This window comes from Microcoleus sp. LEGE 07076 (assembly GCF_015207455.1).
Classification (GTDB): Bacteria; Cyanobacteriota; Cyanobacteriia; order Cyanobacteriales; family Microcoleaceae; genus Microcoleus.
On sequence record NZ_JADEWV010000312.1, the window covers coordinates 1 to 5102 of the forward strand.

Annotated in this window: 4 protein-coding genes; all 4 read right to left on the reverse strand. The window is 48.3% G+C overall.

Going from position 1 to position 5102, the window contains the following annotated elements:
* Positions 1-814: carbohydrate ABC transporter permease (locus tag IQ270_RS27990; RefSeq protein ID WP_193976401.1), on the reverse strand; the 814-nt coding region annotated here is incomplete at its 3' end.
* A 326-nt stretch (positions 815-1140) separates the two neighbouring features.
* Positions 1141-2457 carry an ABC transporter substrate-binding protein gene (locus IQ270_RS27995; protein ID WP_193976398.1) on the reverse strand — a complete coding sequence of 439 codons (1317 nt, stop codon included), beginning with the start codon at positions 2455-2457 and terminating at the stop codon, positions 1141-1143.
* A 606-nt stretch (positions 2458-3063) separates the two neighbouring features.
* A complete protein-coding gene (locus IQ270_RS28000; RefSeq protein ID WP_193976399.1) occupies positions 3064-4524 on the reverse strand; it encodes a DUF4912 domain-containing protein in 1461 nt (486 codons plus the stop codon).
* 143 nt (positions 4525-4667) lie between these two features.
* Entirely contained in the window at positions 4668-4886 is a 219-nt protein-coding gene (locus tag IQ270_RS28005; RefSeq protein WP_193976400.1) for a hypothetical protein, read from the reverse strand.
* Positions 4887-5102 lie beyond the last annotated feature (216 nt).

A 5102-nucleotide genomic window follows, 5' to 3' on the forward strand; every position in this document is an offset into this window, starting at 1 on the left:
AAGCCGCCCCGTACCCAAAGTCTAAATACCTCATTACCGTGCTGTAAATGTAGATAGAAACCGTCTCCGTTGCCCCCGCCGGCCCCCCTCCCGTCATCACCTGAATCAAGTCAAAAATGCCGAAAGCTTGGGCAAATCGAAACAGCAAAGCAATCACAATTTGGGGCATCAGCAGGGGCAAGGTAATTTGACGGAAACTCTGCCAACTACTCGCGCCGTCAATGGCGTGGGCTTCATACAAATCACCGGAAATCGATTGCAATCCTGCTAGCAAAAGCAGGCTGACAAAGGGCGTAGTTTTCCACACATCCGCTGAAATAACTGCCATCATTGCCAAAGTCGGATCTCCCAGCCAGCTAATGCTGTTGTTAATCAATCCCAAGCGGAGCAAAATGTCATTAATTACGCCGTATTGGTCGTTAAAAATCCACGCCCAAGCTACACCCATCAATGCAGTCGGTAGCGCCCAAGGCAGCAGGGAAATTGTGCGGACAATTCCGCGCCCTGTGAAAGATTGATTCAAAACTAAGGCAATGCCCATGCCGAGAATTAATTCCAGTACAACAGAGGCAACTGTAAATATTGCGGTGTTGCCTAAAGTTTGCCAGAAACGCCCGTCGCCTAACATTCGACTGTAGTTCGCAAAACCGGAAAAAACCAGTTTTAATTCAGTACCGAGGTTTTGGGTGAATAAACTTAGCCAAAAAGCGCGCAATATTGGGTAAGCAAATACTAGCGCCAAAATTATTAAAGCTGGTGCTACCAATATCCATCCGGTTTGTTGTTCGCGCTGTCGCATTTTGTCTAATTGCATATTTCTCATCTTTAATTTATTTTTGGGCGGGCTCGCGTGCCCACCCCCTACTCCCCACACTCAAAATATTTACTCTTTGTGGAACAGGCATCTTGCCTGTTTCTAACTTTTTGTGGAACAGGCATCTTGCCTGTTTCTAACTTTTTGTGGAACAGGCATCTTGCCTGTTTCTAACTTTTTGTGGAACAGGCATCTTGCCTGTTTCTAACTTTTTGTGGAACAGGCATCTTGCGTTCGGGCGGGCAAGATGCCCACCCCACAATAAAAAAACTACTGTTTGTAAAACAGGCATTTTGCCTGCTGATAACAGAGGCAAAATGTCTGTTTTACGAAGCTTTGGGGGGTTTCAAACTGCCTAATAAATTGCGAGTTTCGCTAGCCGCTGCTTTCATTGCTTCTTCTGAACTCATTCTCCCGGTAAAAGCTGAACTCAAATAGCGTTGCAAAATATCAGAAGCTTGAGCGTATTGTGCTATGGGCGGGCGCAAAGCTGGCTTTTCCACTACTTTTAGGAGTTGCGGATAGTGGGGATATTTGGCGACTATTGCTTTGTTGGTAAATAGGGATTTGTAACTGGGAATTAAACCGGTTTCTAAAATAAATTTGCGCTGGGTTTCTTCGCTGGTAAGGTATTTAATTGCTTTCCAGGCTTGTTCTGGATGTTTTGAGGTTTTGGATATTCCCCAGCCCCAGCCACCCAAGCAGGAACCGCCTGTTTTTCCGGTACTGCTGAGCATTGGCTCGATCGCAATTTTGCCTTTAACTTTCGATCCCTGGGCATTTGCTAGTTTCCAAACATAGGGCCAATTTCGCAAAAACAGCGCTTTGCCGTTTTGAAACAACAGTCGGGTTTCTTCTTCGCCGTAGGTGGTGACACCTGGTGGAGAAATGCCAGAGGCGATCGTATTTTTCAGAAATTCTACGGCTTTAATTGCCTCCGGTTTATCTAACCCAACTTCAAAAGTTTGAGGGTTAGCCCAGAAGCCGCCGAAACCGGAGAGCACTTCGACAAACATCGCGGATACTCCCTCGTATTGTTTGCCTTGCCACAAATAACCCCAAGTTACTTTTCCCTGTTTCTGCAAGTTTTGAGAGATTTTTGCCATCTCTTCAAAGGTTTTAGGTGCTGGAATTCCCGCTTGTTCTAAAATGTCTTTCCGGTAGTAAAGCATTCCGGCATCGGAAGCGTGGGGAATTCGATAAAGTCTGCCTCGATACTGCCCGCCTTCGACGTTTCCTTGAATAAATTTTGATAGTTGTTCGGGGGAAATTCTGTCTGTCAAATCTCTTACCCAACCTGCGGCGGCAAATTTGGGAACCCAGACAATATCCATGTTGATGATGTCGTAGGGCGAGTCGCCTAAAAGAAAGGCAGATGTGTAAAGATTTTCTACGAGGTTTGTGTCAAATGGCCCTTCTATGAGGTTGATGCGAATATCGCGGTTTTTCTGTTCAAATTCTTTGATAAAGGGTTTCCAGTTAGCAATGTCTTGACCTTGCATTAACATGGTTAGCGTGACTGGCTGTTGAGTCAGTGCGGGCTGAATAAATGACAGCAAGACGGCTGCTAATGTGACGGTACATAAGCCTAAAAGACGGGGATGCTTCTGCCTTCGCCGGGGTGGGAAATTTATTTTTTGCATTTGCTTGTCAGAAGTGCCTGTGCGATCGCCTTATTTCTCTGATAACTCGCTTTTTTAGCTTTTACGGGATTTAGTGACTTTGTGCAATAAAAATTTAAGTAAACTTTAGCTTACTTAATAATTGTTGAGTTAAAGTTAGAAATTTTGAGGTACCGAGTTTGAACGCAAGTTAAGCCGACATCTATCTACAGGCAGATATCGAGATGAGTGTCTAATATCGTTGACGCTAGCATTGAGATGATTCAATCGTTGGGGCGGTGCGTGAGTCATAGTCTCGAAGTGTGGATTTAAAGATTTCTCGCCCTCACGCACCGTACAAATAAATAATACTTGTTCCTTATTCCCTCAGTGAACTGTCAACTGTCAACTGTCAACTGTCAACTGTCAACTGTCAACTGTCAACTGTCAACTGTCAACTGTCAAATCTTCCTTCTAAATACAAAAAACACCGCTCCTCAAAACAGGAGAACGGTGTATAGGGGGTGTTATGGGTTGTTGTCTGGGATTAACCCTAACAAATGGCGATCGGGTGACGGTAGGCCTTGTGATGGTTAAAAAATTGGCACAAAGGTGCACCCGAGTCTGGCTCGCGATCGACTGTTACCGTTAGCCCAACCATTCCACCACAGCATCTTCCTTGGTATTGCCGCCCCTTTCTGGGGTTTCGCGCTCGAATTTCATGTGGATAGCACGGTTTTGTTCGCCGTCGGCTGCTACTGCAAAAATCGGATAGTCGATTAAGCCGTCTTGGAAAGACATTTGGAAGCGGAAAGTGCCGTCAGCATTGAGTTTAATCGGCTGTCCGCCTACGTAGACGGTGGCGTTTGGCTCGGTGGCGCCGTAGACGATCAGTTCGGCGTCAGCAACTAACCAGAACTGGCGGGGGCGCATCGGGGCGGCGAAGCCGGCTCCCGACATACCGACACCGGACATACCCATACCCGACATGGTGAGCCCGGACATACCGACACCGGACATACCCATACCCGACATGGTGAGCCCGGACATACCGACACCGGACATACCCATACCCGACATGGTGAGCCCGGACATACCGACACCGGACATACCGACACCCGACATGGTGAGCCCGGACATACCGACACCGGACATACCGACACCCGACATGGTGAGCCCGGACATGGCGGGAGCAGCCCACATTCCGACGCCGGAGGGGAACACGTAGGAACTCAAAGCTTGTTCGTGGATGCCTGATTGCTGGACTGAACCGGCGACGTGCTGCATGGAACCAAACATCGAACCAGCTACGCGCATGGATTCTGACGATTCTGCCATGCCGAATATTTGTTCGTAAAGGCCGTTACCGGTGCTGTAACCGACGCTGGCACCGTTGGCTGTTTGTGCCATTTTTTTGCTGGGGGGAACGAGTTCGGCGAAGGTTTTACCTGACAAGTCTTCTTCCCAGTCGAGGGTGATGAATTGGTCTTCGATCCAGTCGCTGGGATAGATGGGCGGGACGCGGACTTGGGCCGATCGCGCCAATATCAGCCAGCGTCCGTCTGCACAGCGGTAGCCGATGTCGATCGTGTAGTCCCGATCGCTCACGGGGATTGGCACGTACCATTCGCGCGCCAGTTCGTCGCAGGGATATTCTTGAATGCTGTGCGGGCTTTGGATGTCGAGGTTAACATCTGTAACGTCGTAGATCCGCAGGGCGAGTTGCTGTCCTCCGAGGCGGCGCAGTTCTTGTTTGCGATCGTTGGGGATATCCCAGTAGGTGTAAGCCCATTCTGGATCGCGGGGCATCAAAACCACCCGACTTTCGCCGTAGCCGTTGGGTAAATCTGCTAAACCTTCATCCACAGACGCCAGAGAACCGCCTGTTCTGTCTTCTTGACCCAGTTCAAACTTTGCTGCTTCCACTGCTTCTTGTGCCTCTAGTTTGCGAGATGGACTGTATGAAAACTTGTTGCGCTGAATTTCTTGAATTGATGCCAGGAGTTGGGATTTCCGCATCCGGCTGTAGCGAGAGACTCCACATTCGCTAGCAACTCTGCGGAGTTGTCGCAAAGTCATCTCTTCTAATGGTGGGCGTTCTTTTGCCATGAGTTTGTTCTCCACTAATTTGGATGGCGGGTTAGATTTTTGGTTTCAACACAAATGTGTTGACTTGTTGAGTTTGAAACTCTTTTCAGTGCAAATATGCTCGAGCTTCGGCATCTCTCCAACCTTTGAAGCCTTGCTTTTGTTTAGCTTGTCTTTTCCCCAATTGCGATCGGGATTTGTGACTTTTTGGCTTCGGCGCGCACCGTCCGATCTAAATAAAGCTTTATCTGTCGATTCTTGATTGACAAGATCGATTTTGCGAGGGCGATCGGTGCTGCTAGCAACGCTGTGCCGGCAGCACACGCGCTATCTGACTCCCAAAGTTGCTCAATCGAAGCATTTCTTTGGGATCGCTTTGTCATGACTTAATGTTGCAGACAATTCCCGGTCTGGTCAAGGGGTCTTTTGCCCCAATCATGGGTACTTATACGCATTTTCGTGATTTTGGGGATCAATATGTCAGGAAATTCTGACATATTTGAGCCTTGAGGGATCGGTGTGGGAGCAAATGTTAGGGTTTAATGACATATTCTGGGACGGGGCTGGTGATGGGTTTGGAGGGTTTGGTGGGTGAGGGG

Excerpts from the sequence above, each read along its gene's own strand:
- IQ270_RS27995 (WP_193976398.1), bottom strand. The coding sequence starts at position 2,457 with ATGCAAAAAATAAATTTCCCACCCCGGCGAAGGCAGAAGCATCCCCGT.
- IQ270_RS28000 (WP_193976399.1), bottom strand. The coding sequence starts at position 4,524 with ATGGCAAAAGAACGCCCACCATTAGAAGAGATGACTTTGCGACAACTC.
- IQ270_RS28005 (WP_193976400.1), bottom strand. The coding sequence starts at position 4,886 with ATGACAAAGCGATCCCAAAGAAATGCTTCGATTGAGCAACTTTGGGAG.